Raw genomic sequence first — 26,552 nt, 5'->3', positions numbered from 1 at the left:
TCACTCGGGGTGTCCGCGCCCCGGGTCGGGTGGTCGCGACGGCCGGAGTTCCTGGCTCCCCTCCCGTGCCGGGAGGGTGACAGTGGCGGGACCGCCCCGGACTCTCACCGGGTTCCTCCCTCTGCCGTCGCATGGGTCGGAGTTCACTCTCCGGTGCGCCCCGGCGCGAGTCAAGGTGATGTGCGACCGGGGTCGAACGCGTACCCCATGCCGCGCGCGGTGCGGATGTGGCCCGCCCCGATCTTGCGGCGCAGGGTGCGGACGTAGACGTCGACGATGTTGGAGCCGGGATCGAAGTCGTACCCCCACACGTGGGAGAGGATCTGCTCGCGGGTCAGCACCTGGCCCTGGTGGCGGATGAACAGCTCCAGGAGGGCGAACTCGCGCGAGGTCAGGTCGACGCCGGCGCCGTCGACGTCCGCGCGGCGCGTCCGCAGATCCAGCGACAGCGGGCCCGCGTGCAGCACGGTGGTCTCGGCGACGAGTTCGGTGCGGCGCAGCCGGAGCCGGATCCTGGCCAGCAGCTCGTCGAAGCGGAACGGTTTGGCCATGTAGTCGTCGGCGCCGCCCTCCAGCCCGGCCAGGGTGGTCTGCGGCGAGTCGTGCGCGGTGAGGATCACCACCGGGGTGGTGTTGTGGTGTTCGCGCAGCGTCCGCAGCACGGACAGGCCGTCGCGCGACGGCAGGCCGAGGTCGAGCACCAGCAGGTCGTAGCCGTCGCCGAGGGCGTACTGGAGGGCCTGCTCACCGTCCGCGACGACGGTGGTGGTGAAGCCGTTGGCGATGAGCCCCTTGCGGACGAACGAGGCGATGCGCTCCTCGTCCTCGGCGATCAGGATACGGGCCACGGCGTGCCTCCTTCGACGGCGTGAACAGGGATTTCGATGGTGAAGCGGGCACCGCGGCCCGGCGCCGACTCCAGGCGCACCAGCCCGTGCTGGGCCTCGGCGATGGCGCGCACGATCGCCAGCCCGAGCCCGGCCCCGCTCCGATGGCCGCCCGACGGCCCCCGGTTGAACCGCTGGAAGATCTTCTCGGCGTCCTCCTGCGGCACCCCGGGACCGTGGTCGGCCACCCAGAACGACACGGTGTCCTCGGACACGGCCGAGCCGATCAGGATCTCGTCGCCGTCTTCGGTGTGCTGGACGGCGTTCTGGGCCAGCTGCACCACCGCCTGGGTCGTGCGCTGCTCGTCGAGCGGCACCTGGCCTTCGCCGAGTGCCTCCAGCCGCCAGCGACGATCGCCGATGGTGCGGACCTTGGCGTAAAGGTCGCTGGTCAGCTCGGTGACGTCGGTGGGCGCGAGGGTGACGAAGTCGGGCTGCTCGGCCTTGGCCAGCAGCAGGAGATCGCCGACGATGCGGTTCATCCGGTCCAGTTCGTCGACGCACAGCCGGATCGCCTCGGCCCGGGCGACCGGGTCGTCGTCGAGCAGTTCGAGATGGCCGAGCACGATCGTGATGGGCGTCCGCAGCTCGTGGCCGGCGTCGTCGAGGAACCGCCGCTGGGTGGCGAACGCGAGATCGAGCCGGTCGAGCATGGCGTTGAACTGTTCGGCGAGCGCGGCGACGTCGTCGCGGCCGTCCACCGGGATGCGGCGGGTCAGGTCGTGTTCGGTGATCTCGGCGGCGGCGCGGCGCACCAGCCGCACCGGGGCGAGGATCTGCCCGGCGACCAGCCACGCCGCAGCCCCGGCCAGGACCAGCCCGAGCAACCCGACGAACAGCAGGGTCCGCACGGTGGCGGCGATCTCCGCGCGGTCGCGGTCCACGAAATAGCCGACGACGAAGGAGCCCCGGTCGCCCTCGCGGGTGCCGGACGCGTCGACGCGGATCCAGCGCATCTCCCCGGCGGGGGTCCGCGCGGTGCCGCTGCGCGCCGGGTCGGCGAGGATCGGGTCCAGCACCGCCGGGCTCTCGCCCAGCCGGAACGGTTCCTCGCGGTCCTGCAGGATCGGCCCGGACGACGGCGTCCAGGCCAGCACCACCTCGTCGTCGTCGACGTACTGGCGCCGCAGATGCGCCGACAGCGCGGACCGCACGTCCGGGAACGGCTGCCCGGTGGCGCGGTCCACGCCTTCTTCCAGCACCTGGCCCAGTTCGGCGGCCTCCTGTTCGAGCGCGGCGTTGACGTCGCTGTCGACCTCGCGCAGCAGCAGGTTGTAGGTGACCAGCGTGGTCGACACCGTCACCACGGCGACGAGCAGCAGCAGCCAGCCCATGATCCGGATCCGCGCGGGGACCGCTCGCTTCCTGGATTCAGTCGTCGTCGGCACCGTCGTCGTCCTGGTCGTCTCCCGGCGGGACCACCGGCGGTGGGGGCACGACCACCGGCGTGGAACTGCTCGCCGGTGGGGGAGGCGCGGGGTGTTCCCGCAGTTTCACTTCGACCGGAGCCCGCGGCGCGGGCGGTTCCGGCCATGCCCAGGTGACCGCCGCCGCGCCGAGCGGGAGCGCCACGGCGGCGGCGAGCAGGGCGATTCGCGAGCGGGCCATGGCTCCACCCTCCTGGTCGTCGATGTGGCGAAGATGAGGACAAGATGAAGGAATCTTCACATAACGGGCGTGGAGAGGCGGGTGCCGACCAGCACTATCCGCAGCATCCGCTCGGCGGCGTCGGTCAGGAATTCGGCGCCACGCAGGATCGCCTCGTCCAGATCCACCGGGCCGGGCTGGATGGCCTGGAAGGCGTCGATGCCGACCGCGTAAGTGGTGTCGGCGTCCATGCCGATCCGCCCGGCGAGCGCGACCACCGGCTTGCCGTGCGCCTTGGCCCGGCGCGCGACCTCGGCAGGCACCTTCCCGTGCGGGGTCTGGGCGTCGATGGTGCCCTCGGCGGTGACCACGAGATCGGCAGCCGCCAGCCTCGCGTCGAGGTCCACGTGGTCCAGCAGTACCTCGAACCGCGGCAGCAGCCTGGCTCCCAGCGCCGCACACAGCCCGGCGCCGAGACCGCCGGACGCGCCGGAGCCGGGCACGAGCGCGACGTCGGCGCCCAGATCGCGGCGCAGGACGTCGGCCCAGTTGTCCAGCGCCGCCGCCAGCCGCTCCACCTGCTCGGGAGTGGCCCCCTTCTGCGGGCCGAACACCCTGGCCACGCCGCGGGGGCCGCACAGCACGTTGTGCGGGTTGACCGCCAGCCGGAGTTCGGTGTCCGCGAGTCTCGGATCGAGCCCGGACACGTCGATATGCCGGGCACGCGCCAGCTCCGCCCCGCCGGGGCCCACCTCCTGACCGGCGCGGTCGAGCACCCGGGCGCCCAGGGCCTGGAGCGCCCCGGCCCCGCCGTCGGACACGCCGGAGTCGCCGCAGCCGACGAGCAGCGACGAACAACCCGAGTCGAGCGCGGCGATCATCAGCTCGCCGACGCCCCGGCTCGTGGTGCGCCCGGGATCGCGGCGATCGGCGGGAACCAGGCGAAGACCCGCGGCCGCCGCCATCTCGACCACCGCCGTCGACCCGTCGCCGAGAATCGCGAAATGGGAGCGCACCGGCAGCCCGACCGGCCCGGTGACGACGGTGTCCACGATCCTCCCGCCGGTGCTCCCGGCCAGCGCCGCGGCCGAGCCCTCCCCGCCGTCCACCAGCGGGACGCGGTCGATCTCCGCGAACGGGACGACCCGAAGCACGCCCTCGGCGATGGCGTCGGCGGCGGCTTCGGCGCCGAGACTTTCCTTGAACCCACTGGGGGCGACAACGATCCGCATGACTTCCTCCTGATGGTTCACGGCACGAGGCCGAGGCACGGCCAGACGAGCAAGGCGAAGACGGTGACGACGACCACGTGCAGCGGCGCGAGCACGCTCGAAAGCCGCAGCAGGTCGCGGGACGAATAGGTCGGCACGCCGTCGATGCCGGAGAACAGGGCGACGGGTTTGGCGGACGCCGTGAGGGTGTGGCAGAACCCGGCCGCCGCGGTGGAGGCGAACACCGCCGCGGCCGGGGACAGCCCGGTGGCCGCCGCGAGCGGGATCACCACCGGCACCAGCACCGAAGACCGCGCCGACCGGGACTGCACCGCCAGATGTGCGGCCGTGCTCACCACGATCACGACGAGCAGCACCACCCACGCCGGTGCGCCCCGGACGGGACTCAAGGCCACATCCGCCACCCACGCCGCGGCGCCCGACCCCACCAGCGCGCCGCCCAGCGCGGCCGTCGCGGCGGTGAACAGCAGCAAGGACCACGGCACGGTCTTCAGCGCCGTACCCGTGGTGACCCGATGCGGCGGCACGCACATCGCCAAGGCGCCGACGAGCCCGACCAGCGCGGGCGGCAGTCCGTGCCACGGCTCGGTGCACCACAGCACCAGCACGGCTCCGATCGTGACCGCCGCGAACCGCTCCGTCTGCGTCCACGGGCCCCGCGGCGGAAACCGTTCGCGCAGGTCGAACCGCTCACGGCGGTCTTCCCTGGTGGTGAAAAGCCGCAGGACAATCTCGGCCGCGAGATGGGACGAGACCACCGCCAGCGGCAGCCCCAGCACCAGCCAGCGCAGAAAGCCGATACCGTCGCCGGTCGCTTCACGCAGGAGCTGGTCGGCCACCAGATGCGCGCCGGCGCCGATGAGCGTCGAGACCGCCGACAGCAGCACCACCGTCGGGAACAGCACCGAGAGCGCCTTGGCCATCCGCGGGAGCGCACTCGCCAAGGCGGTGAACACCGGCACGGCCAGCGCCGCCCGCCCCGACGTCGAAGGGACCACCAGCGACGAGACCACCAACGCGACCGTCGACAGATGCGCCAGCCCCCGCACCGATCGCGCCCGCGCGGGAACCACGGCCACGAACCGGTCGACCAGCCCCGAACCGGTCAGCCCGGCCGCCAGCACGAACGCCGCGATCAGGAGCCACACCAGATCCGCGCCGAGGGTGGCGAACAGATCGGCCGGCGCCAGCACCCCGGCCACGGCCAGGACGGCCACCGCCACCAGCGCGATCCACGTGTCGTCCAGCGGGGTCAGGACCCAAGCGCCCACGGCGGCGGTGAAGACGGCCAGCACCACCGCGCCCTGCCAGCCCGGCCCGCCGGGCAGGAGCGCGGTGCTCAGCGCCGCGGCTGCTGCCACGGCGGCTGGGATCGCCTTGCGGCTCTTGGGTTTCTCGGGGTTGGCGGGCTTTCGTGGCGGGCTGGTCGTGTAGGTGTAGGCGGTCACGGTGATGAGCTTGTGACGCGCTCCTGAATCGTCCGTTAAGGACGGATGAGGAGGTCTTCATGTTGGGCTGTGCTCGGTCGGTCGGTCGTGTGGGTGTCGGGCGGGCTCCGTGGGTTCTCGGGTTGGGCGCCGGTTTTCGGTCGTGACCGGGCCGTTGGCGGCGGGCTGTGTGGATCTCGGGGCGTTGGATGACCTGGAATCCACACGGTCGTGCGTGATCGGTCCGGTCATGGGGTGTGAGGCGGCTCGGGCCTGTCGACTCGTTGGTTCGGGGCTGTGCTCGGTCGTTGGGCGTGTTGGTCTTGATCGACGGAGGATTGCGGAATGTCGCGGATCTTCGGTTGATCAAGGTGTGGGGCTCGGAGGTTCCACACGGTCACCGACTGCGGGCATGCCGAGGGGCCCGTCGCCTGGGTGGCTGGCGGGCTCCTCGGGGTCAGCGGTGGTGCAGGGTGTTGCGGCGGGGCTGTCGGAGCGGGTCTCGGTATTGGGGTGGGATGAATTCCGGTAGTCCGTCGGCGGCCATGTGTACTTCCCAGTCGCCGTGGTGGATTAGCCGGTGGTGGAAGCTGCAGAGCAGGACGAGGTTTCGGAGATCTGTGGGTCCGCCGTCTGCCCAGTGGTGAATGTGGTGGGCGTGGCAGTTCTTGGGTTTCCGATGACAGCCCGGAAAGGCACAGCCACCGTCACGGATGTTGAGTGCTCGACGTTGGCCGGGTGTGACGAATCGTCGGAGGCGTCCCATGTCGAGGGGTTCGCCTGAGGTGCTCATGACGACTGGGAGCATGAGGCAGTCGCAGGCGGCGAGCCGGGCTTCGCGTGCGGTCATGGTGCCGACGAAGTCGAGGCAGGCGGTGCCGAGGCCGGATTTGAGTTCGTCGAGTCCGATGGTGACGTGCACGAGGGTGCGGTAGCCGCTGGTGCCGGGCTGGTCCGGGCAGGCGATGGCCAGGTCGAGGAGGTCGGCCCAGGCGTCTCCCAGGCGTTCGCATTTCATCCGCAGGTCGGCTTGGCCGAATTCGTCGACTGGCCGTGGCTGGGCATGGGCTTCCAGGGCGGCGGCGGTGCGGGCGCCGGTTTCGTCGTCGAGGAGGCCGGTGAGTTTCCAGAAGCCGTCTTTGCGGCGTTCCAGGGTGATTTCGCGGCGTGGTTCCTTGGGTTCGGGGTCTTTGGGTTCCTTGCCGTCGGGGTCGAGCCAGCCCAGCAGGTTTGCTTCGGCTTTGGTGAGCTGTGCGGGTCCGGCGTTCGGGGCGAGGTCGGCGAGGATCTTCTCCGCCTTCGCTCGATCCTCGGCAGAGGTTTCGGCGGGGAGTCGTTTCAGGATCTCCAGGATCTGGTCGATCCGTTCGTTCCCGATCAGTCCTTCGGCGGCGACCGCGGCGGTGGCGGGAGCAGCGGCGGGGACTTCGGTGCCGTCCAGAGCCCGTGTGGGGTTCAGGGCGATGGCCCGTTTCACGATCGCCCCGGCCTCACCGCGGGACAATCCTGCCATTTCCGCGAGCCAGCTGGCCGTGCTGCCATGGCCATACAAATCTTTGACGCCCCGAGATTCGATCTCCGCCAAGAACTGCCCCAGCGCGGCGGTCGCCATCCGGATCACCTGCAAGGACTGTTGCACGCCATGGGCAAGCTCCAGCTTGCCGGCACGCCACAGTTCCTGCGGCAGTTCGGGGAGGAAGGTCTCGGACACGCCTCCATCATACCCGAAGAAATCGAACATGTGTTCGTAATTTTAAGCGACCAGCGAAACGCGCGAACAACACTGAAGAGTGAAACGGTCGTCAACGTCGAATCACCTTGGGCAACCCCCGTATTTAGTCGACTAAACGCGTGCCGCAGTTAGTCGGCTAAACGCGAAGGGGGGTTGCCGCAATTAGCCGGCTAAATGCGGCGAAGGGCGGCAACCTCTGCCCGCAGTGAAACGACCGCCTCCGCCAGATCCACTGGATCGACGGTCGCCGCCCATTCCCGGATGAGCTCGGACCGCCGCCGGACGACCTCTTTCTCCTCGTCGCGGATGAGGGCCGCCCGGGTGTACTCCTGCGCGTCGACGGCCGCTTCCTTGCGTCGCCGAAATTCGGCGATCTGGGACGTCAGCACGTCGATCTCGGCAGGCGGGTCGGCGGGACCGCGCACCGGATCACCGGGCCCGGAACCTCCCCAGACGGCGTTCTCATCCAGAAAGGGAGCCCAGATCCGCGCATAAGCCTCCCGCACCCGTTCCTCGGTCACCCCGTGTTCGCCCAGGACGCGAGCCGCTCCGCCCCGGCCGCCAGCAGGCCGACGACGAGTTCCACCAGGCCGGAGGATCGGGGCACGCCAAGGACTTCGGCCGTGACCGGATAGCCGTCGACGGTCCCGGCGGCAGGCGACGAAGCCGCCTTCTCCAGTTGCCACACAAGGACATCGCGCGAGATTCCCCAAGCGCCGGGGAGCGCGTACCCGACGCCGTCGTCGAGAACCGCGAGCAGAAGCTCTTCGCCCCCGATGCGGTCGTGCCCCAGCCGGACCGCGTGCGCGTGCGCCCGCTCCAGCAGGCTCACGCCGACCGCTCCGACGAGGAGTCCCCGATCCGCGGGAAAGGCGCGGTGGAGAAGATGATCTCCACCGCCACCTCGAAGAATCCCGCGATCCGCAGGGCGAGATAGAGGCTCGGGCTGTACTCGCCGCGTTCCAGGTAGCCGATGGTCTGGTAGTGCACGCCCAGCGCATCGGCGAGTTCGCGGCGGGAAATGCCCCGTTCCGCCCGCAACATCGCGATCCGGTTGTAAACGACCTCGCTCATGAGCTAGCCAATTCGCTGCATCGCCTTTTCCCGTCGTGCCGCCACCGAGGACCCGGACTCGCGCCGCGCCATGCGCCGCAGGACGACCGGGGCCAGCGTCAATCCGATCACGGCCCACACCGACAGCACGCCGAGGGTCTCCCAAGGCCGCCAGGACTGGCCGATCTCGATGACCACCGTCGAGTCCGGCAGCAGCGCCGACCGCATGCCGAGGCCGAGCCAGTACATCGGGAACACCTGCCCGAGGTACTGCAACCATTCCGGCAGCGCGGTGATCGGGTAGAAGATCCCCGAGATCGCGCCGATGCCCAGTGTCGGCAGCATGATCAGCCCGATGCTGCGCGCGTTCGCGGTCAGCGAGCCGAAGATCGCGCCGATGGGCATGGTGGCGAGCAGGCCGAGCACCAGCACCCACAGCAGGCCCAGCCACGAGGTCAGCCCGCCGGGTGCGATGCCGTCGAACAGGAACAGGCTGGGGATCAGCACCAGCAGCATCCCGATCACGGTGCCGACCGAGATCGTGATGACCTTGCCGACGAGGTAACCGAGCATGCCGTTCGGCGTCGCCTTGGCGCGCAGGAGTGTGCCGTCCTCGCGTTCGACGGCGAGGACGCCCGCCATCCCGAGCATGCCGCTGAACACGATCGACGCGCCCAGCACGCTCGGCACGGTGGCGGCGCCGAGCGAGAACTCGGTCCCCGGCAGCTTCGAGTCGCGCATGAAGAACATGACGACGACGAAGATCGCCGGGAAGAGGAAGGTGTTGAACAGGTCTTCGCGGTTGGTCAGGGTCTGGCGCGACTCCAGAAAGCCGCGCTGGACGCCCAGCCGGACACTGTGCGATATCGCGTTCATCGCGCGCCCACCGCCTCGAGGGATTCGGCCTTGCGGACCAGGGTCATGTACGTGTCTTCGAGCGACGCCCGCCGGACCTCCAGATCGCCGATGGCGTCCCCGTGCTGTTTGAACAGTTCGTGCACGTATTTCGTCGATTCGGTCGTGGAGTGCACGAACCGCTGGCCGTCCAGCGTCCAGCGCACCTCGGCCTCGCCGGCGATCTGCCTGCTCAGCGCGTCGGCCGAACCGTCGGCCACGATGCGGCCGTGGTTCAGGATCAGGATCCGGTCGGCCAGCTTCTCGGCCTCGTCGAGGTCGTGCGTGGTCAGCAGGATCGTCGTGTCGTCGTCATCGGTGAGCCGGTGCACGAGTTCGTGGAACTCGCGCCGCGCCTCCGGGTCCAGCCCGGCGGTCGGCTCGTCGAGGAACAGCAGTTCCGGACGGCCGACGATGCCGATCGCGACGTCGAGCCGTCGCCGCTGCCCACCCGAGAGCATCCGGACCTTCTTGTCCGCGTGCTTGGTCAGGCCGACCGCGGCGACCAGCTCGTCCGGATCCCACGGCCGCTTGATGCGGTCCGTGGAGTACGGCGCGTAGTAGCCGCCCAGGTGCTCCAGCAGTTCGCGCACACGCCATTTCGCGTGGTCGCGCCACGCCTGGAGGACGACCCCCAGCCGCGCCCTCCAGTTCTCGTCGGCGTGCGCCGGGTCGACGCCGAGCACGCTGACCTCGCCCTCCGACCGCATCCGGAAGCCTTCGAGGATCTCGATCGTCGTGGTCTTGCCGGCCCCGTTCGGGCCGAGCAGGCAGATCACCTCGCCGCGATGCGCGGTGAAATCGACGCCGTGGAGGACGTCGTTCGTGCCGTACCGCATCCGGAGATCTTTGACGGAGATCATCACGTCGTGTGGATCTCTCATAGGTCACCCCCATCTCAGTGCTGCGATCGAATGTAGCACATCTGCTACATATGATCTGAGACATACTCTTGCTCGAAGGGGCCATCTACAGTGAGCGCATGTCCACGAGCGCACGTGTCCGAGCCGACGCGTGCCCTGGTGTTTTCGCCACGCACGACGCGGCCGACGGTCCGCTCGCCCGGATCCGGCTGCCCGGCGGCGCCATCACCGCGGACCAGCTCAGGGCACTCGCCGACGCCGCCGACGAGCTCGGGGACGGCGCCCTCCACCTGACCTCCCGCGGCAACGTGCAGCTGCGCGGCGTCACCCGGCCGGGTCTCGCGGGCAGGCTCGCCGCGGCCGGGCTCCTGCCCTCGCCGTCACACGAACGCGTCCGCAACATCCTCGCTTCGCCGCTGAGCGGCACCGCGCAAACGCTGGCCTCGGCCCTCGACAAGGCCCTGTGCGCGGCCCCGGAACTGGCCGAACTCCCGGGGCGCTTCCTGTTCGCTTTCGACGGCGGCCAGGGTGACGTCGCCGGTGAGGGCGCCGACGTCTGCTGGCGCGACGGTGCCGTGCTGCTCGCCGGCGAGGACACCGGCCTGCGCGTCACCGCCGAGCACGCCGTCGAGACGCTGCTCTCGGTCGCGCACGCGTTCCTTCGCACGCGGGGAACGGCCTGGCGGATCAGCGAACTCGCCGACACCGAGCCGCTGTTCAGGGGCATCCCGGGCGAAACGACGGAGCCGCGGGAGTTCGAGGCGAACCCGGGCCTTCCGATCGGGCCGGTCGGCGACGCGGTCGGCGTCGCCCCGGTCTTCGGCAGGCTCACCTCGGCTCAGGCGCGCGAGATCGCGAAGGCCGGGAACGCCGTGGTCACCCCGTGGCGATCGATCCTGGTCCTCGGCCGCTTGGCGGCGGACACGGGGCTGATCACCGATCCGGGCGCGCCGTCGCTCGGGATCAGCGCCTGCATCGGGCAGCCTGGCTGCGCGAAGTCGCTCGCCGACGTGCGGGCCGACGCGGCGCGGGTCGGGCGGACCCCGCGAGCCCATTTCGCCGGTTGTGAACGGCGATGCGGAAAGCCCGCGCGTGAGCACGTCGACGTGCTCGCGACGGAAGACGGTTATCTGGTCGACGGGGCGTTCGTCCCGGTCGGCAAGCTGGCGAGAACGTTGGCAGTGAAGGGACAGCAGTGATCGACTACATCCGGGACGGGGCCGAGATCTACCGGCATTCGTTCGCCACCATCCGTGAGGAGGCGGATCTCGCGATCCTCCCCGACGACGTCGCGGTGCTGGCCGTGCGGATGATCCACGCCTGCGGGATGGTCGACCTGGTCGACGATCTCCGCTACAGCCTGGACGTGGTGGAATCCGGCCGGGCCGCGCTCGAAGCGGGCGCGCCGATCCTGTGCGACGCGAACATGATCGCCTCCGGGGTGACCCGCAAACGTTTGCCTGCCGCCAACGAGGTGCTGTGCACGCTGTCCGACCCGAAGGTGCCCGGTCTGGCCGAGCGGATGGGCACCACCCGGTCCGCGGCCGCGCTGGAGCTGTGGCGCGACAAGCTGCCCGGCTCCGTGGTGGCGATCGGCAACGCGCCCACCGCGCTGTTCCGCCTGCTGGAACTGCTCGAAGAGGGCGTCGGCGCGCCGGCGGCGGTCATCGGTGTCCCGGTGGGCTTCATCGGCGCCGCCGAGTCCAAAGTGGAGCTCGCGAAGCGGGCGCCCGCCCCGTACCTGGTGGTGCACGGACGGCGCGGCGGCAGCGCGATGGCCGTCGCCGCGATCAACGCGATGGCGAGTGAGGTCGAATGAGCGGGCTCGGGAAACTCTGGGGTGTCGGGCTCGGACCGGGTGACCCGGAACTGATGACGGTCAAGGCCGCGCGCCTGATCGGCGAGGCCGACGTCATCGCCTACCACAGCGCGCGGCACGGGCGGAGCATCGCGCGTTCGGTCGCCGAGCCGTACCTGCGGGACGGGCAGATCGAGGAGAAGCTGGTCTACCCGGTCACCACGGAGACCACCGACCACCCCGGCGGCTACGAAGGCGCCATCGCCGACTTCTACGAGCTGAGCGCGAAACGGCTCGCCGAACACCTCGACGCCGGACGCGACGTGGTCGTGCTCTGCGAAGGCGACCCGTTCTTCTACGGCTCCTACATGTACATGCACGAACGGCTCGCCGACCGCTACGAGGCGACCGTGGTACCGGGTGTGACGTCGGTCAGCGCGGCGGCGTCGGTGCTCGGCCGCCCGCTGGTGCAGCGCGACGAGGTCCTCACCATCCTGCCCGGCACGCTGCCCGCGCCGGAACTCGCTCGCCGTCTGGCCGACACTCAGGCCGCGGCGGTCCTCAAACTCGGCCGCACCTTCGGCAACGTCCGCGAGGCGCTGGCCGAAGCCGGGAAACTGGACGACGCCTTCTACGTCGAACGCGCGACCTGGCAGGCCCAGCGCGTCGAGCCGTTCGCCGACGTCGATCCGGAGTCGGTGCCGTACTTCTCGCTGGCGCTGCTGCCCAGCCCGGCCTACGCGTCCCGGCTCGCCGACGAACCCGAAGTCACCCAGGAACGGGAAACGCATACCGGCGGGGAGGTCGTGGTCGTCGGCCTGGGCCCGGCGGGTCCGGACTGGCTGACCCCGGAAGCGACCGCGGAGCTGGCGGCGGCGGAGCACATCGTCGGCTACGGCCCGTACGTCGCGCGAGTGCCGCAGCGCGCGGGCCAGCAGCGGCACGCGTCGGGCAACCGCGTCGAGGCCGAACGTGCCGTCGAAGCGCTGGAGCTGGCCGCGAACGGAGCCAAGGTCGCGGTGGTCTCTTCGGGTGATCCCGGCGTGTTCGCGATGGCGTCGGCGGTGCTGGAGCAGGTCGCGGCCGGACACGGCGCGGGTGCACGGGTGCGGATCGTGCCGGGCGTGACCGCCGCGCAGGCGGCCGCGTCCCGGGTCGGCGCGCCGCTGGGACACGACTACTGCGTGCTTTCGCTGTCCGACCGGCTCAAGCCCTGGGAGATCATCGAACGACGGCTCGACGCGGCGGGCGCGGCGGATCTCGTGCTCGCGCTGTACAACCCGGCGTCCCGCACGCGGACCACACAGCTCGCGCAGGCCCGCGACGTCCTGCTCCGGCACCGCGCGCCGGAAACGCCGGTGGTCGTCGCCCGAGATGTCGGCGGCCCCGAAGAGGACGTCCGCGTGGTCACCCTCGGCACCCTCGATCCGGCCAGTGTGGACATGCGCTGCCTGCTGATCATCGGCTCGTCGAAGACCCGCGCCGAGAACGGCGTCGTCTGGACACCTCGCACTTACGAGTGACGCGGGCCCAGCCCGGCGTTCCGGGCCTGGGCGAGCAGTACCTCACGGTCGTCGATCCCGGCCTTGGCGTGGATCGACGTGACGACGTTGCGCACGGTCTTGGGCGCGAGCCCCAGCCGCCGCGCGACGGCCGGGATCGTCAGGCCGCCGGCCAGGAGGTCGAGCACCTCGTGCTCGCGCGGGGTCAGCCGCGGGAACGCCCGCATCGGCTGCGAAGCGGCGAGCAGGCCGTAAAGCCGGTCCGCGGCGCGCTCGCCGAACAAGACGGCGCCCGCCGCCACGCCGCGGATGAAGCGGACCAGATCGTCGTGGCCCGCGCTCCGGGACAGGACGCCGCGCGCGCCCGCGAGCATCGCGGCGACCACGAGTTCGCCGTCGCCGGGCGGGGTCAGCACCAGCACTGCGGTGTCCGGTAAGCGGGACGACACCTCGCGCGTGATGGCCAGCCCGTCGAGCGCGGGCGGGTGGACGGACAGAACAAGGACGGCCGGGCGCAGTACGGTGGCGTGCCAGACCGCTTCCCGTTCGTCGGGGGTATGGGCGACCACCTCCAGCTCCGAAGACGCGGGCGGTTCGGGGACGCCCGCGAAGACCACGGTCACCGCATGGGTTCGAATCGGCACGCCATCGGTTGTAGCGCAGAACTTTTGTACAGTGTCCGGCCGTTTTCGGTGAACAATGTCCATTCGATAACGCTTCGATGGATCAGGGGGGCCTGGTGCCGAGACGCGAGCGCCCGCTGGGGCCGGGCGACGACGTCGTCGTGAGCTTCGCGGCCGATCTTCGCCTGCTTCGTGAGAAGGCGGGCGGGCCGACGTACCGCGAGCTTTCGACCCGCGCGGGCTATTCGGCCGCCGCGCTTTCCGAAGCCGCGGGCGGACGGAAACTCCCGGGGCTCGCGGTCACGACCGCGTACGTCACCGCGTGCGGCGGCGACGTCCAGGCTTGGGAGGAGCGCTGGCGCACGGTCGCCGCCGGGCTCGCCGCGGCCTCCGGCGAACGCGACGAAACCGAACTCCCGTACCTCGGGCTGGCCGCGTTCCAGACGGCCGACGCCGACCGCTTCTTCGGCCGCGAGCGGCTGGTCGCCGAGCTGACCGGCAAACTCGCGGAACGACGGCTCGTCGGCGTCTTCGGCGCTTCGGGTTCGGGGAAGTCGTCCGTCCTGCGGGCCGGGCTGGCGGCGGCGAGCGAACGCCCTGTCGTCCTTCGCACGCCGGGGGCGCATCCACTCGACGAGGACCTCGACGCCGAGGGACGGCTGCTGATCGTCGACCAGTTCGAGGAGGTCTACACGCTCTGCCGGGACCAGCTCGAACGCGAGAAGTTCATCGACGCGCTGCTCGCGTTCTCCCGCGACGAGCACGGCACGCGGGTCGTCCTCGGTGTCCGCGCGGACTTCTACGGTCACCTCTGCCGTCACGCCGGTCTGGTCGAGGCGCTCACCGACGCGCAGGTGATGGTGGGCCCGATGACCGCCGACGAACTCCGGACCGCGATCGTCGAACCCGCCGTCCGCGCGGGCTGCCGGGTCGAGGCGGCGCTGGTCACGACGCTCGTCGCCGACGCCACCGGCCAGCCGGCGATGCTGCCGCTGGTGTCGCACGCGTTGCTGGAGACCTGGCGGCGGCGGCAAGGGATCACGCTGACCAGCGCGGCGTACGAGGCGGCGGGCGGGATCCTCAACGCGATCGCGCGGACCGCGGAGGCGGTCTACACGGATCTGGAGCCGGACGGACAGCGCGTCGTACGGCAGATCTTCCTGCGCCTGACCGCGCTCGGCGAAGGCACCGAAGACACGAAGCGCCGTCTCAACCGGCGTGAACTCGACGACGATCCGGCGACGACGGAGGTCCTCGAACGTCTCGCCGACGCGCGCCTGCTCGTCCTCGACCGCGAAGGCGTCGAGATCGCCCATGAGGCGTTGATCCGCAGCTGGCCGCGGCTGCGCGACTGGCTCGCGGAGGATCGCGAAGGGCACCGCCTGCACCGGCAGCTGGCCGAGGCGACCGAGCTGTGGGAGTCGCTGGATCACGACAAAGGCAGTCTCTATCGCGGCACGCGGCTGGGGCTCGCAGCCGAGTGGGCCGAGCGTGAGCCGGACGCGCTGAGCGCGCGCGAGCGGAGGTTCCTTCAGGCCGGGCTCGACGCCGAAGCCGAGGAGACCGCTGTCGGCCGCAAACGGACGCGGAGGCTGCGAAGACTCGTCGCGCTCCTTCACGTGCTCCTGATCCTGGCGGTGGTGGCCGTCGTGTACGCCGTCGACGCCGGGAACACCGCGACCGACCAGCGGAACGAGGCGCTCGCGCGGAAAGCCGTCGTCGACGCGAAGACGTTGCGGGAGTCGAATCCGGCGCTGTCGACGCAGCTCAGCCTCGCCGCGTACCGGCTCGCGCCGATCCAGGAGACCCACGACGGCCTGCTCACGTCCATGGCGGCGCCGTTCGCCACCCGGATGGTCTTCGATCCCGGCGACGTCACCGTCGCGCTGAGCGGGCAGCTCATGATCACCTCCGACGCCTATCGGGCGACGCAGGTGTGGTCCATCGCCGATTCGCGGCATCCGGAGCTCCTGTCGACGCTGCCCGGTTCGGAGGAGGTCCGCGGGCCGCTCGCGTTCAGCCGCGACGGGCGCGCGCTGGCGACGGTCACCCGCGACCATCGCGTCCGGCTCTGGGAGCTGACCGATCCGCGGCGTCCGGTGCGGAAAGCGGACGTCACCGGGCATCGGGAGGTCGTGATCTCCGCCGACTTCGGCCCCGACGGCCGCACGCTCGTCACCGGATCGGACGACCGCACCGTGCGGCTCACCGACGTCACCGACCTCGGCGCGCCGAAACCGCTCCTGGTGCTCGGCGGGACCCCGGCCGCGCAGCTCGCGCGCGCCGCCTTCAGCCCCGACGGCAGGCTGCTCGCGGTCACGAACACGAACTGGACCGCGGAGCTCTGGGACGTCACCACACCGTCCGCGCCGCGGCGGCGCTCCGTCCTTTCCGGACACAAGGACCTTCAGCTCACCCCGTCGTGGAGCCCGGACGGCACGCGGCTGCTCACCACCAGCTGGGATCGCACCGCGAAGCTGTGGGACGTCGCCGATCCGGCGGCGCCGCGGCCGTTGTCGACGTTGACCACCCCGGCCGTGGTGTGGGCGGCCGGGTTCAGCCCGAGCGGCAGGCTGGTGGTGACCGCGGGGGACGACCAGTCCGTGCGCCTTTGGGACGTGACCGGGCCGGCGAAGGAACTGCCGCCGCTTTCCGGGCACACCAACTCCATCTGGTGGACCGCGTTCTCGCCGGACGGCAAGACCATCGTGTCCACCAGCGCCGACCGCACCGTCCGGCTGCAGGACGTCGGCGAACTCGCGCTGGCGTCGAGCGCGGGCTGGAACGTCGGCACGTTCCTCGAACAGGGGCGGATCCTCGTCACCACAGGGGACGACGTGCGGCTCTGGGCGATGGACGATCTTCGCGCCCCTAGGCAGCTTTCGAAGCTTCCCGGCCCAGCGACCGTCACCGCGGTCGCGGTGAGCCCGGACCGGCGGAGCCTCGCGCTGGCGGCGCACGCCGGTGCCGGTGTCGGCGGGAAGTTCGTGCTCCAGCGCTGGGACATCAGCGATCCGACGGCGCCGAAACCGCTGGCGTCGACCGAGGTCCCGCCGACCTACTCGCTCGCCTTCAGCCCGGACGGGAAGACCTTCGCCTCCGGCCGCGACGACGGACCGATCCAGCTCTGGGACGTCAGCGATCCCGCGCGGTTCGCCGCGCCGCGGGATCTGCCGGTCGGCGACGGCACGGTGTGGTCGCTCGCGTTCACCCCCGACGGGCGGACGCTCGTGGCGAGCCAGGGGCCGGACTCGTCCGCGGTGACCCTGTGGGACGTCGCCGACCCGTGGCGGCCGAGCCTGGTGTCGACCCTGCGGCCCGACGGCGGCGACGTGTTCAAGATGGCGCTCAGCCCGGACGGTCGCACGGTCGCCGCGGGCAGCACCGACCGGAACGTCTATCTCTGGGACATCACCGATCGCGCGCACGTCGCGCGGCCGGTCAAACTGGGCGGGCACTCCGAGGGGGTCGGGCCGCTCGCGTTCGGCCCCGGCGGCCGGGAACTGGCGGCTTCGGCGTTCCGGACGGTGCGCGTCTGGGATCTGGCCGATCCGCGGAAACCGGTGGAGACGGCGCGGCTCACCGGCTTCGCCGCGACGGTCAACTCGCTGGCGTACCGGGACGACGGGCATACGCTGGCGATCGGGAGCAGCGGCGTCCAGCTGTGGCAGACGGACCCCGCGCGCGTGGGCGAGGAGATCTGCAGGCTGGCGACGCCGAGGATCACCAGGGAAGAGTGGGAGAGGTACTTCCCGGGGCTCGGCTACGCGCCACCGTGCGGATGACACCGGCCCGGCGTGGACAGCTGGCCCGACGGGGCCGAAGAAAGAGACGGAGTAACTCCCTCCGTAATAAACATATAGCGCATGGGGGGACTTGCCACAAGACCCCGGTGATGCCTCAGACTCACTCGCCGTAGCCGAAACCTGGCGAAATGGGAGTCTGTGTCAACTCAGGGTCATGAAGAAGAGCTCCGGTCCGAACGCGAGTACGTCGCCGGGCTCTACACGCGCCTGGACGCCGAACGCGCGCGTGTGAAGGGGGAGTACCAGGCCGCGCTGGGCGGGACCGGCGGGACGGCCATGGAGCGTGATGTCGAGGTGCGCGCGCTGGCCAGGGAGTCGCGGCGGCTGGACGTCGTCGACAACGGGCTGTGCTTCGGCAGGCTGGACAGTCTCGCGGGGGAGACCGCCCACATCGGCCGCATCGGTCTCTTCGACGAGGAGAACGACTACGAACCGGTGCTGCTCGACTGGCGGGCGCCGGTGGCGCGCCCGTTCTACACCGCGACCGCGGCGACGCCGGAGAAGATGCGCCGTCGCCGTCAGTTCCACACGCACGGCCGTGAGCTGCTCGGGTTCACCGACGAGGTGTTCGGCCGCCCCGGCGGCGACGCGGAGGGGGACGCGGCGCTGCTCGCGGCCGTCAACGCGCCGCGTGGCGAGGGGATGCGCGACATCGTCGCGACGATCCAGTCCGAACAGGACGAGATCATCCGGCACGAGCATCCCGGGGTGCTGGTGATCGAGGGCGGGCCGGGGACCGGGAAGACCGTCGTCGCGCTGCACCGCGTCGCGTATCTGCTCTACACGCAGCGCGAGCGGATGGAGCGGCACGGGGTGCTCGTGGTCGGGCCGAATCCGGCGTTCCTGCACCACATCGGCCGCGTCCTGCCGTCACTGGGCGAGACCGACGTGGTGTTCATGACCACCGGCGATTTCGTGCCCGGCAAGCACGTCACCGCCGAGGACGGGCCGGAGGCCACGCGGCTCAAGGGTTCGCTGAAGATGCTGGACGTCCTCAAGGCCGCCGTCGCCGACCGGCAGCGGCTGCCCGGGGAGCCGGTGCTGATCGACCTGGCCGACGTCACCGTGCGGATCGACGCCGACACCGCGGAATGGGCCAGGGACGAGGCGCGCAAGAGCGGCCTGCCGCACAACGAGGCGCGCGGGACGTTCACCGACATCGTCACCTACGTGCTGACCGAGCGGGCGATCGCGCGGATCGGGCGCGGCTGGCTCAGCCGGGACGACCGTGACGAATGGGAGCGGCTGCGGAAGGACCTGCTGAAGGAACTGGCGGAGAGCGAGACGTTCACCGCCGCGCTCGACGAACTCTGGCCGATCCTGACGCCCGAGAGCCTGCTGGGGTCGCTGCTCTCGTCCCCGGAGCGGCTTCGCGCCGCGGGGGCCGACCAGGCGCTCCTGCGCGCCGACGGCGAGGCCTGGACGGTGTCGGACATGCCGTTGCTCGACGAACTCGTCGACCTGCTCGGCCGTGACAAGGCGGAGGACAAGGCCGCCGAGATGGCGCTCGCGCGGGAGAAGAAGGCCGAGGCCGAGTACGCCGAAGGCGTGTTCGACACGATGAAACTCGACCGCGAGGAGATGGACGAGGACATCATGCTGTCGGCGGAGAACCTGCTCTTCGCCGACGAGCTCGCCGACCGGTTCGTCGAGGCCGACACGCGCAGCCTCGTCGAGCGTGCCTCGGCGGACCGGGACTGGACGTACCGGCACGTCGTGGTCGACGAGGCGCAGGAACTGTCCGAAATGGACTGGCGGGTGCTGATGCGGCGCTGCCCCAACCGGTCGTTCACCGTCGTCGGCGATCTGGCGCAGCGCCGGTCCGAGGCCGGGGCGCGCTCGTGGGACGCGATGCTGAAGCCGTACGTGCCGGGCCGCTGGGTCTACCGCTCGCTGACGGTGAACTACCGCACCCCGGCGGAGATCATGGCCGTCGCGGCGTCGGTGCTCGCCGAGTTCGCGCCCGAGGTGCGGGCGCCGGAATCGGTGCGGTCCAACGGGGTCCGGCCGTGGGCGCGGAAGGTCGACGCGGATTCGCTGGCCGGTGCCATCGAGGAGTTCGTCAAGGACGAGGCCGGGCGCGAAGGCACCAGTGTCGTGATCGGACCGCCCGGGGTGCCGGGCACCGTGCCCGCGTCGGAGACGAAGGGGCTCGAGTACGACGCCGTCCTCGTCGTGGACCCCGAACGTATCCTGGCCGATGGCCCGCGCGGTGCCGCTGAGCTCTACGTCGCGCTCACGCGCGCTACGCAGCGTCTCGGCGTCCTGCACGAGGGCCCGCTTCCGGAGGCGCTGAAGGACGCTTTCCCCGCATGAGACGCGACGAAAGCGTCCTTCACCGCGTCTGATGCGGTGAAGGACGCTTTCAGCCCACTCAGCGGGTCGGGTCCTTGCCGTTCGGCTGCCGCGGGCCGGGACCGGGCGACCACCAGCCGGGGACGACCTTCTCGCCGTGGACGATCGTCGGCGCGATCCCCTCGGTGAACGGTTCGACCTGCAGCAGCTGGCCCCAGGACTGGCTCGGCTGGCCGATCAGGTAGCTGGGCACCTCGGGTTCGGCCGCGACCTCTTCGAGCCAGCCGATCGGGCCGCCGTTGGTGCTGGACGCCCAGTTCGCCTCGTCGGCGACGGCGCCGGCGGTGATCCGGTACTCGGGCATCTTCGAGATGCCGTCGTGCGAGGTCACCGGCTGCACGCACGGGTAGACGAACGACGCGGGCCAGTCGACGTACACCGGCTTGCCCGCGATCTTCTCGGTCAGCGTGGTGAACGTCGGCACGCGGGGCGCGGAAGCGGCGATCCAGCCGTCCTCGGTGAGGTCGTTGTCGACGATGTTGATCCGCACGGACGTCGTCTCGGCGGGGAGGTCGCGCAGGTTGATCCGGGTGTCGTTCCAGCCGTTGGTCCCGGCGCCGGGCGGCAGCACGAACTGGCTGCGGACGACCTTCACGCCCTCGCTGGTGTTCACGCCGTAGTCGAGGCTGACCGACGTCGGCCGCCGGGCCGCGCCCGCGGTGGCGACCACGATCTGGCCGTCGGCGGGCTTTTCGGAGAGGGCGTACCAGTCGCTGCGCAGCCGCCCTGCTCGCGTTTCGGGGTCGAGGAAGCTGCTCCACATCGGGACTTCGTCGGGTTTGAAGCCGTGGGGCGGTTCCGCGAGCGGGTCCTTGTCGTCGATCGCGCGGGTGTGGAACCCGGTCTGCACGCGGCCGTTGTCCTGTTCGGGATCGGGCAGCGGCGGTGGGGTCTGCCCGGCGGGCGGCTCCTCCTTCTTCACCGGGACCGTCCGCTGTTCGGGCTGGGCCCGCAGGATGCTGGTCGCGGCGTCCCGTTCCACCATCACGTGGTCGGAGAGGTTGCAGCTCTTGCCGAACAGATGCCCGAAGTTCGCGGCGCCGAGGCTGTAGGACCCGGACTGGTTGTGGATCGCCCAGGCCATGCTGACGAACTCGCCCGTGGCCATCAGGCCGCAGACGACCACCAGCGAGAGCGAACCGAGCCGCAGCGACCGGCTCCGCCCTTCCTGCGGCCCCGCCTGCAGGCCGGGCCGGTGCGCGCGGACGTTCTCGACGAACGCGTACACCCCGGAGATCGCGGCCGCGATCAGCAGGATCGTCGACAGCGGGATCCCGCCGATCGACGGCGCCACCGCCGTCCACTGCACGCCGAGTTTCGAGACGAACCAGTACGAGTTGGGCCCGGTCGCGGCCAGCGCGCCGACCACGAGCAGCCCGGCGAGGAACGCCGCCCGGTTACGCCGTGACCGCAGCACCGTCGAACTGGTCGCCAGCGCGGTCAACGCCGCCATCGCCGCGCCGACCGCGGCGAACGCGCCGAAGTGGTGCGTCCACTTGGTCGGGGTCAGCGCCAGCAGCAGGAAGAACAGCGCGACCGTGCCGATCAGGCGGCGGCTGGGGCCGAGCGCGGCGCCGGGGATCCGGCCGCGGCGCAGCAGCACCACCAGGCAGGTCCCGGTGCACAGCAGCACCAGCAGGACGGGGAACCGGCGTGGCACGGAGCCGTCCGGCAGGCTTTCGAACAGCAGCTGGTAGCGCGCGAGCTCCTGGAACCACGACAGGTTCGGGCCGACCAGGGTGCGGATCCGGGTCGCCTCCTGCACGGTGGCGAAGGTCTGGTCGGCGAACACCACGACCAGCACCAAGAGCCCGGCGGCCAGCACCGGCGCGAGCACCGGCAGCCAGCCGTTCTCGGCGCGCTGCCGCACCAGTTTGTACAGCGGGCGCGCGGCGACCAGGAACGGCGCGACCGCGATCAGCCCGGTCGGCGTCGCGGCCAGGGTGAACCCGGCCGCGGTCAGCCCGAGGCACAACGGCAGCAGGCGGCGGGTCACCAGCGCGCGCTCGACGGCGCAGATCGCCAGCAGCGAGCCCAGCGCGGCGACCGGTTCCGGCCGGACCCCGTTGTTGAACGGCATCCACCAGACCAGGAACACCGCGGCGGCGGCCCAGCCGGCGGCGCGGCTCGTGCGGACCTGGGTGCCCAGGCGCGGCATGACTTCGCGGCTGATCAGCAGCCAGCTCAGCACGCCGAGCACGAACGACGGGAGCCGGATCCACGGCGGCACTGTGCTGACGTGCGCCATCAGCTGATACACGTGGTAGAACCAGCCGAACGGCGCTTCGGCGACGCCGAACCAGCGGTGGTAGTTCGTGAGGTAGCCGGTCTCTTCGGCCACTCTCGACATCGTGAGGATGTAGCCGTCGTCCGAGGTGACCGGGCCGATGAACACCCACGCGCCGAGCGCGACGATCACCGTCGCGTCGCGGGCGGTCAGCCGCCACCAGCCGACCGGCGCCCAGCGTGGCGCGCGGCGGGCGAACCCGGAGTCCATCCGCCACACCGCGATCAGGCAGCCGATGAACGACAGCGCCGCGATGACGCCGATGATCCACTTCCACACCGTCGGCGAGGTCTGGTAGCGGGTGTCCGGGACGACCGAGACGTGCAGGCCGGCGATCGGGTCCTTGCCCGCGTTGATCGACGAGTAGATTCCGACCAGCCGCGGCCGGACGTCGCCCTCGGCGTGGAATACCACGGTCTCGGCGACGGTCAGCGTCATCTGGTTCGCGTCCGCGCGGAGCTTGACGTCGCAGTTCTTTTCCGGCAGCGGCTGCTGCACGATCTGCTGCCCCTGGCTGGAGGCCAGCAGCACGCCGTTGTCGATGCGCAGCTGCAGGCCGACGCCCTTGCCCGCGCGCGGGTCGGTGCGGCCGTCGGGCACGGTGGAGAACAGCAGCGCCTGGCCCTGCGAACGCGCGTCCAGCGAGCGGACGGTCGTGCACGGCAGGTCGACGCGCAGGTCCTGCGCCCAGTACCCGGTCAAGGGCGCGTTGACGGAGCGGGTGTCGCCGCCCGTTGGCCAGACGACCTCCGCTGTGTCCTGCACCACCGGCAGGAAGGGGAAAGCCAATGCGCACAAGGCGGACAGCAACCCCAGCGTGACAGCGATCAAACGCATCGGCGCAACGCTAACGGGTCTGGTCCGAACGGCTTACGCAGGGCTGCCCTTCGCCGTGCCGCTCAACCAGGTTATGGCGTCCTGAACTGTCGTTACGCTGGCCGTTTCCGGCCGCGCCGGCCGCCGGACGACGACCACCGGGAGGCCGAGCCCGCGCGCCGCGGTGAGCTTCGCCGCGGTCATCGCGCCACCGCTGTCCTTGGTGACGAGGACCTCGACGCCGTGCCGCTCCATGAGCGCGCGTTCCTTCTCCGCCGTGTACGGCCCCCGGTCCAGGAGGATCTCGTGACGGCGGGGGAGCGGCGCCTCGGGCGGGTCGACGCACCGGATCAGGAACCAGAGATCCAGCCCGGCGAAGGCGGCGAGCCCTTGCCGTCCGCTGGTGAGGAACACGCGTTCGCCGAGCGCCGGAAGGAGCCGCGCGGCGTGGCCGAGGTCGTCGGCCCAGTGCCAGATGTCGCCGGGCTGTGCGGTCCAGCCAGGCCTGGCGAGCCTGAGCAGCGGCGTTCCCGTTTCCCGAGCCGCGATGGCCGCGTTGGCACCGATGCGTTCGGCGAAGGGATGCGTGGCGTCGATCACCGCGTCGACGTCGTTCTCGGTGAGCCAGCGCGCGAGCCCTTCCGGGCCACCGAAGCCGCCGACGCGGACTTCGCCCTCGGGCAGCTTCGGCCGCGCGACGCGTCCCGCGAGCGACGACACGACGTGCTCACCGCGCGCCACCAGTTCCTTCGCGAGCTCGCGTGCTTCGCCGGTGCCGCCCAGGATCAGCAGGGTCATCGAGTCACGGCCTCGCGCCACCGTTCCAGCGTGCGCAGGTTCGCGAGGGTTTCCGCCCAGGTGAGCTCGGGTGCCTGCCGGTCGTCGAGATGCGCGGCGACGTGGTCGGCTTCGCGGGCGAAAAGGCCTTGTGTCGCTTCGACTTCGATCACCTCGGGCTCGCCGCCTTCCGGTGTGAGCACGATTTGCGACGTCTTGGGCTTGCGCATTTCGTGGATCCACGCCGGTTTCGGCACGTACAGCTGCCCTTCCGAGCCGTACACGCGGATGTGGTCGTCCTGCGTCAGCTGGAAACCGCAGGCCAGCTGCGCGAGGATCCCGCCGGGGAGCCGCAGCAGCCCGAACGCGACCTCGTCGACGCCGTTCTCGTCGAGCCTCGCCATCCCGAGCACCTCTTCGGGCTCGACGACGTCCTGCCCGGTCGCCGCCTGCGAGACCAGCCGCGCGAGCGACGTGCAGTAGCAGCCGACGTCGAAGATCCCGCCGCCGCCCAGCGCGGGATCGGTGAGCCGGGGGACGGCGAAGTTGTAGCTGAAGGCGACGTCCACCGCGCGGACCTCGCCGATGGCGCCGCACGAGATCAGCTCGGCCAGCCGCCGGATCTGCGGATGCAGCCGGTACATGAACGCCTCCATGAGGAAGACGTCGTTCGCGCGGGCGGCGTCGATGACCTTCTCGGCTTCGGCGGCGGACATCGTCAACGGTTTCTCGCACAGGATGTGCTTGCCCGCTTCGGCCGCGCGGATCGCCCATTCGCCGTGCAGCGGATGCGGCGTCGAGATGTAGATCGCGTCGACGTCCGGATCGGCGAGCAGATCCTCGTAGGCGCCGTAGCATTTCGGGATCTCGAAGCGGCTCGCGAACTCGGCCGCCCGGTCACCGGAGCGTGCGGCGACGGCTTCGAGCACGCCGTGTTTGCTCTCCTCGACGCCCGCGGCGAACTCGGCGGCGATGGTCCCGGCGGCCAGCAGGCCCCAGCGTAGGTTTTTCACAGCGACTCCGGTTGGCTCGCGCGATCACGGGTGGCCGAATACAGGAAGCTGTCGGGAAACCCTTCCGCGGCAAGGACTTCCCCGACGAAGATCATCGCCGCGCGGCTGATCCCAGCCTCGCGGGACTGAGCGGCGATGGTGCCGAGCGTGCCGCGCAGCACCTGCTCACCGGGCTGACTGGCCAGCGCCACCACCGCCGCCGGGCAGTCTTCGCGATAGAACGGCCGCAATTCGTCGACCACTTGCTCGATGCGGTTGATCGCGAGATGCAGCGCGAGCGTGGTGCCGGTGCGCGCGAAGTTCGCCAGCGTTTCCCCCGGCGGCATGGCCGTGGACCGGGCTTGAGCGCGGGTGATGACCAGGCTTTGGCCGACTTCGGGCACGGTCAGTTCGCGGTTGAGCAGCGCGGCAGCGGCGGCGAACGCGGGCACGCCCGGCGTGACGTCGTACGGAACGGCTGCCGCGTCAAGGCGGCGCATCTGCTCGGCGACCGCGCTGTAGATCGACGGATCGCCCGAGCACAGCCGCGCGATCTCGTGGCCCTTCCCGTCGGCTTCGACCATGCGCTCGACGATCGCGGGCAGGTCGAGGTTCGCGGTGTCGACGAGCACCGCCTCCGGAGGGCAGTACTCCAAAAGCGCTGTCGGCGTCATGCTGCCGGGGTACAGGCAGGTTTGGCAGCGGCCGAGCAGGTCCCGGCCTCGTACGGTGATGAGGTCGGCCGCGCCGGGACCGGCGCCGATGAAGTGCACTGTCAAGGTTTGCTCCACTGTGTCACGGCCCGCGCCGGGGTCCAGCCGGTGAATCCGCCGAGCGGCGCCGCCTGTTCGACGGCGACGCGGATCAGCTCCCCGCCGTGTTCGCCGTACGCGCGGGCCAGTGCCTGTTCGGATTCGAGGGTCACGCCGTGCGCGACGATCCGCGCACCGGTCGCCAGGCAGGCGTCCAGGACACCCGGCACGGTCAGCCCGCCGCCGAGGAAGATCGCTTGTGGGGTGGCCAGCCCTTCGAGTGCTTCCGGCGCGGGACCGATCACCACATCGAGTTCCGGGACGCCGAGCGCGTGCGCGTTCCGGGTGATCCGGGCGGCCCGCTCCGGCGACCGCTCGATCGCGATCGCCCGGTTCAGCGGATGCGCGCGGGACCACTCGATCCCGACGCTGCCCGCGCCCGCGCCGACGTCCCACAGCAGTTCGCCGGGCGACGGCGCGAGCCTGGCCAGCGCGGACGCGCGGAGGTCGCGTTTGGTGAGCTGGCCGTCGTGCTCGAAGGCGTCGTCCGGCAGCCCGGTCAGCGGCAGCGCGGGCCCGTCGGCCTCGATGGCGAACACGGTCAGCGAGCCGGGGCCCACTCGCTCGTCGGGGCCGCCGAGGTCGGACAGCGCGGTGACGCGGCTTTTGCCGTAACCGCGGGTTTTGAGCAGGTCGAGCAGGTCTTCGGCGTTCGCGCCGAGGACGAGGATCTTCCTTCCGGGCGCCAGTACGCGGCTCACCCTGCCGATCGCGCGGCCGACGACGGTGACCACCTCGGTCTCCTCCGCCGGCCAGCCGAGCCGCGCGCGGGCGAGCGTCACCGAGGAGAGGGCGGGCAGGACCTCGACGTCGTAGCCGCGCTGGATCAGGGTCGTGCCGATGCCGGACAGCAGGGGATCGCCGCTGGCCAGCACGCAGACGCGGCCCTCCCGTTCGGCGAGGAAGCCGTCCAGCGCGGGCAGCAGCGGGCTCGGCCAGGGCTCGGATTTCATCCCGGCAGGCAGGTACGCGAGCTGACGTGGCGAGCCCACGACCACGTCCGCGCCGAGCAACGCCTCCCTGGCCTGCGAGGACAGGCCGGGCCAGCCGTCGGCCCCGATGCCGACCACGGTCAGGGGTGATTTTTCGCGCACCTCGGTCACGCTAGA

The 26,552-nt window shown here is 71.0% G+C and carries 22 protein-coding genes and 1 riboswitch; of the genes, 5 read left to right on the top strand and 17 right to left on the bottom strand.

The annotated features are described in order from the left end of the window. Positions 1–45: 45 nt before the first annotated feature. A riboswitch (cobalamin riboswitch) is annotated at positions 46–118 on the bottom strand. A 52-nt stretch (positions 119–170) separates the two neighbouring features. From MJQ72_RS32745 to MJQ72_RS32695, 11 genes are all read right to left on the bottom strand, one after another. Then, positions 171–848 (bottom strand): response regulator transcription factor, encoded by a 678-nt coding sequence (locus MJQ72_RS32745; RefSeq protein WP_240594867.1) that lies wholly within the window; start codon positions 846–848, stop codon positions 171–173. Next, complete coding sequence (locus tag MJQ72_RS32740; RefSeq protein WP_240594866.1) at positions 833–2,275, bottom strand: HAMP domain-containing sensor histidine kinase; 1,443 nt, start codon at positions 2,273–2,275, stop codon at positions 833–835. Before MJQ72_RS32740 ends, MJQ72_RS32745 begins: the two co-directional genes overlap by 16 nt. Next, on the bottom strand, positions 2,259–2,495 hold the full coding sequence (locus MJQ72_RS32735; RefSeq protein WP_240594864.1) for a hypothetical protein: 237 nt from the start codon (positions 2,493–2,495) through the stop codon (positions 2,259–2,261). The genes MJQ72_RS32740 and MJQ72_RS32735 overlap by 17 nt, the downstream gene beginning before the upstream one ends. Before the next feature lie 56 nt (positions 2,496–2,551). Then, positions 2,552–3,706, bottom strand: coding sequence for a glycerate kinase (locus MJQ72_RS32730; RefSeq protein ID WP_240594862.1), 1,155 nt, complete (start codon positions 3,704–3,706; stop codon positions 2,552–2,554). A 17-nt stretch (positions 3,707–3,723) separates the two neighbouring features. After that, entirely contained in the window at positions 3,724–5,154 is a 1,431-nt protein-coding gene (locus MJQ72_RS32725) for an SLC13 family permease (protein WP_240594861.1), read from the bottom strand. 436 nt (positions 5,155–5,590) lie between these two features. Further along, positions 5,591–6,844, bottom strand: coding sequence for an HNH endonuclease signature motif containing protein (locus MJQ72_RS32720; protein ID WP_240601475.1), 1,254 nt, complete (start codon positions 6,842–6,844; stop codon positions 5,591–5,593). A 191-nt stretch (positions 6,845–7,035) separates the two neighbouring features. Then, the gene (locus tag MJQ72_RS32715) at positions 7,036–7,386 is read right to left on the bottom strand and encodes a UvrB/UvrC motif-containing protein (protein WP_240594859.1); all 351 of its coding nucleotides are present in this window, start codon (positions 7,384–7,386) and stop codon (positions 7,036–7,038) included. After that, positions 7,383–7,697 carry a Clp protease N-terminal domain-containing protein gene (locus tag MJQ72_RS32710; protein WP_240594858.1) on the bottom strand — a complete coding sequence of 105 codons (315 nt, stop codon included), beginning with the start codon at positions 7,695–7,697 and terminating at the stop codon, positions 7,383–7,385. Before MJQ72_RS32710 ends, MJQ72_RS32715 begins: the two co-directional genes overlap by 4 nt. Further along, on the bottom strand, positions 7,694–7,939 hold the full coding sequence (locus MJQ72_RS32705; RefSeq protein WP_240594857.1) for a helix-turn-helix transcriptional regulator: 246 nt from the start codon (positions 7,937–7,939) through the stop codon (positions 7,694–7,696). Before MJQ72_RS32705 ends, MJQ72_RS32710 begins: the two co-directional genes overlap by 4 nt. Before the next feature lie 3 nt (positions 7,940–7,942). Beyond that, positions 7,943–8,794: an ABC transporter permease gene (locus MJQ72_RS32700; RefSeq protein WP_240594855.1), complete on the bottom strand. Its 852-nt coding sequence runs from the start codon at positions 8,792–8,794 to the stop codon at positions 7,943–7,945. Continuing rightward, positions 8,791–9,696 (bottom strand): ABC transporter ATP-binding protein, encoded by a 906-nt coding sequence (locus tag MJQ72_RS32695; RefSeq protein WP_240594854.1) that lies wholly within the window; start codon positions 9,694–9,696, stop codon positions 8,791–8,793. Before MJQ72_RS32695 ends, MJQ72_RS32700 begins: the two co-directional genes overlap by 4 nt. A gap of 98 nt (positions 9,697–9,794) precedes the next feature. Between MJQ72_RS32695 and MJQ72_RS32690 the strand changes: the two genes are divergently transcribed. From MJQ72_RS32690 to MJQ72_RS32680, 3 genes are read left to right on the top strand one after another with little or no spacing between them, the layout of a single operon-like run. Continuing rightward, positions 9,795–10,874 (top strand): precorrin-3B synthase, encoded by a 1,080-nt coding sequence (locus MJQ72_RS32690; protein WP_240594853.1) that lies wholly within the window; start codon positions 9,795–9,797, stop codon positions 10,872–10,874. Further along, positions 10,871–11,494: a precorrin-8X methylmutase gene (locus MJQ72_RS32685; protein WP_125681114.1), complete on the top strand. Its 624-nt coding sequence runs from the start codon at positions 10,871–10,873 to the stop codon at positions 11,492–11,494. Before MJQ72_RS32690 ends, MJQ72_RS32685 begins: the two co-directional genes overlap by 4 nt. Next, positions 11,491–12,996, top strand: coding sequence for a precorrin-2 C(20)-methyltransferase (locus MJQ72_RS32680; RefSeq protein ID WP_240594852.1), 1,506 nt, complete (start codon positions 11,491–11,493; stop codon positions 12,994–12,996). Before MJQ72_RS32685 ends, MJQ72_RS32680 begins: the two co-directional genes overlap by 4 nt. On the opposite strand, the gene MJQ72_RS32675 is transcribed toward MJQ72_RS32680, so the two are convergent. Beyond that, positions 12,987–13,619: a LuxR C-terminal-related transcriptional regulator gene (locus MJQ72_RS32675; protein ID WP_240594850.1), complete on the bottom strand. Its 633-nt coding sequence runs from the start codon at positions 13,617–13,619 to the stop codon at positions 12,987–12,989. The genes MJQ72_RS32680 and MJQ72_RS32675 overlap by 10 nt on opposite strands. 95 nt (positions 13,620–13,714) lie before the next feature. Between MJQ72_RS32675 and MJQ72_RS32670 the strand changes: the two genes are divergently transcribed. Together MJQ72_RS32670 and helR are read left to right on the top strand one after the other, a co-directional pair. Next, positions 13,715–17,383 (top strand): hypothetical protein, encoded by a 3,669-nt coding sequence (locus MJQ72_RS32670; protein WP_240594848.1) that lies wholly within the window; start codon positions 13,715–13,717, stop codon positions 17,381–17,383. A 159-nt stretch (positions 17,384–17,542) separates the two neighbouring features. After that, a complete protein-coding gene (gene helR / locus MJQ72_RS32665) occupies positions 17,543–19,720 on the top strand; it encodes an RNA polymerase recycling motor ATPase HelR (protein WP_240594847.1) in 2,178 nt (725 codons plus the stop codon). Positions 19,721–19,778: 58 nt separating this feature from the next. Here the strand turns inward: helR and MJQ72_RS32660 are convergent, their stop codons facing one another. From MJQ72_RS32660 to cbiE, 5 genes are read right to left on the bottom strand one after another with little or no spacing between them, the layout of a single operon-like run. Continuing rightward, a complete protein-coding gene (locus MJQ72_RS32660; protein ID WP_240594846.1) occupies positions 19,779–22,883 on the bottom strand; it encodes an arabinosyltransferase domain-containing protein in 3,105 nt (1,034 codons plus the stop codon). Positions 22,884–22,916: 33 nt separating this feature from the next. Beyond that, positions 22,917–23,660 (bottom strand): cobalt-precorrin-6A reductase, encoded by a 744-nt coding sequence (locus MJQ72_RS32655; protein WP_240594844.1) that lies wholly within the window; start codon positions 23,658–23,660, stop codon positions 22,917–22,919. Further along, the gene (locus tag MJQ72_RS32650) at positions 23,657–24,652 is read right to left on the bottom strand and encodes a Gfo/Idh/MocA family protein (protein WP_240594843.1); all 996 of its coding nucleotides are present in this window, start codon (positions 24,650–24,652) and stop codon (positions 23,657–23,659) included. Before MJQ72_RS32650 ends, MJQ72_RS32655 begins: the two co-directional genes overlap by 4 nt. Beyond that, positions 24,649–25,410, bottom strand: coding sequence for a precorrin-4 C(11)-methyltransferase (gene cobM, locus MJQ72_RS32645; RefSeq protein ID WP_240594841.1), 762 nt, complete (start codon positions 25,408–25,410; stop codon positions 24,649–24,651). The genes MJQ72_RS32650 and cobM overlap by 4 nt, the downstream gene beginning before the upstream one ends. Then, entirely contained in the window at positions 25,407–26,546 is a 1,140-nt protein-coding gene (cbiE, locus tag MJQ72_RS32640; protein ID WP_240594840.1) for a precorrin-6y C5,15-methyltransferase (decarboxylating) subunit CbiE, read from the bottom strand. Before cbiE ends, cobM begins: the two co-directional genes overlap by 4 nt. Positions 26,547–26,552: the final 6 nt, after the last annotated feature.

Source organism: Amycolatopsis sp. EV170708-02-1, from assembly GCF_022479115.1.
Classification (GTDB): Bacteria; Actinomycetota; Actinomycetes; order Mycobacteriales; family Pseudonocardiaceae; genus Amycolatopsis.
This window is presented reverse-complemented; position numbering and strand designations above follow the sequence as displayed.

Bases quoted from the DNA above. Each gene is read 5' to 3' on its own strand.
- MJQ72_RS32735 (WP_240594864.1), bottom strand. From the start codon at position 2,495: ATGGCCCGCTCGCGAATCGCCCTGCTCGCCGCCGCCGTGGCGCTCCCG.
- MJQ72_RS32730 (WP_240594862.1), bottom strand. From the start codon at position 3,706: ATGCGGATCGTTGTCGCCCCCAGTGGGTTCAAGGAAAGTCTCGGCGCC.
- MJQ72_RS32695 (WP_240594854.1), bottom strand. From the start codon at position 9,696: ATGAGAGATCCACACGACGTGATGATCTCCGTCAAAGATCTCCGGATG.
- MJQ72_RS32690 (WP_240594853.1), top strand. From the start codon at position 9,795: ATGTCCACGAGCGCACGTGTCCGAGCCGACGCGTGCCCTGGTGTTTTC.
- MJQ72_RS32700 (WP_240594855.1), bottom strand. From the start codon at position 8,794: ATGAACGCGATATCGCACAGTGTCCGGCTGGGCGTCCAGCGCGGCTTT.
- MJQ72_RS32680 (WP_240594852.1), top strand. From the start codon at position 11,491: ATGAGCGGGCTCGGGAAACTCTGGGGTGTCGGGCTCGGACCGGGTGAC.
- MJQ72_RS32705 (WP_240594857.1), bottom strand. From the start codon at position 7,939: ATGAGCGAGGTCGTTTACAACCGGATCGCGATGTTGCGGGCGGAACGG.
- MJQ72_RS32655 (WP_240594844.1), bottom strand. From the start codon at position 23,660: ATGACCCTGCTGATCCTGGGCGGCACCGGCGAAGCACGCGAGCTCGCG.
- MJQ72_RS32660 (WP_240594846.1), bottom strand. From the start codon at position 22,883: ATGCGTTTGATCGCTGTCACGCTGGGGTTGCTGTCCGCCTTGTGCGCA.